Annotated in this window: 1 protein-coding gene; it reads left to right on the top strand. The window is 71.7% G+C overall.

Annotated elements, in window-relative coordinates; all coding sequences use genetic code 11:
• Window position 1: 1 nt before the first annotated feature.
• Window positions 2–1,045: condensation domain-containing protein (locus CQZ88_RS30285; protein ID WP_374703844.1), on the top strand; the 1,044-nt coding region annotated here is incomplete at its 3' end.

Genomic DNA, 1,045 nt, shown 5'->3' with positions numbered 1-1,045 from the left:
CCTGCGCATCGAGCTGGGCGAGATCGAGGCGGCGCTGCTGCACGTGCCGGCGGTGGCGCAGGCAGTGGTACTGGTCCGGTCGGATCAGCTGGTGGGGTACGTCGTGCCGGCCGCCGGTGCCGTGTTCGACGAGGGCGCGGCCCGGTCGGCGGTGGGGCAGATGCTCCCGTCGTACATGGTGCCGTCGGCGTTCGTGGAACTGGACGCGCTGCCGCTGAACGCGTCGGGCAAGCTGGACCGTAAGGAGTTGCCGGAGCCGGTGTTCGAGGTCAAGGTGTTCCGGGCCGCGACGACTCCGGTGGAGGAGATCGTGGCGGGTGTGTTCGCCGAGGTGCTCGGTCTCGACCGGGTGGGCCTCGACGACGACTTCTTCGCGCTCGGTGGCAACTCGCTGATCGCCACGCAGGTGGTCTCGCGGATCGGTGCGGCGCTCGATGCGTCGGTGCCGCTGCGGCTGCTGTTCGAGAACTCGACCGTCGAGACGTTGGCCGCCCGGATCGACGGGCACGACGGCCCGGCGCGACGGGCCCCGCTGGTGCCGCAGCCCCGGCCCGAGCGGGTGCCGCTGTCGCTGGCCCAGCAGCGCATGTGGTTCCTCAACCGGTTCGATCCCGACTCGACGGCGAACAACATCCCCGTCGCCGTCCGCATGTCCGGCCGGCTCGAAGTCCCGGCGCTCGAGGAAGCGGTGTGCGACGTCCTCGCCCGCCACGAGTCGCTGCGCACCGTCTACCCCGACCTCGACGGGTACGGCTACCAGAAGGTGCTCGCCCCGTCCGAGGTCCGCGTCTCGCTCGAGCCCGTGCGGATCGAGCCGGCGCAGCTCCCCGGCGAGCTGCGGGCGCTGGCGGCCACCCACTTCGACGTGTCCACCGACGTCCCGATCGTCGTGCGCCTGCTGTGCCTGAGTCCCGAGGAGCACGTGCTCGTCGCGGTCATGCACCATATCGCCGGCGACGGCTTCTCGATGGGGCCGCTCACCCGCGACATCATGGTCGCCTACGCGGCCCGGTCGCTCGGCAACGAGCCCGCCTGGGAGCCGCTG

The sequence above is a fragment of the Rhodococcus sp. ENV425 genome, assembly GCF_002887785.1.
In the GTDB taxonomy this organism is placed as follows: Bacteria; Actinomycetota; Actinomycetes; order Mycobacteriales; family Mycobacteriaceae; genus Rhodococcus; species Rhodococcus aetherivorans.
This window is presented reverse-complemented; position numbering and strand designations above follow the sequence as displayed.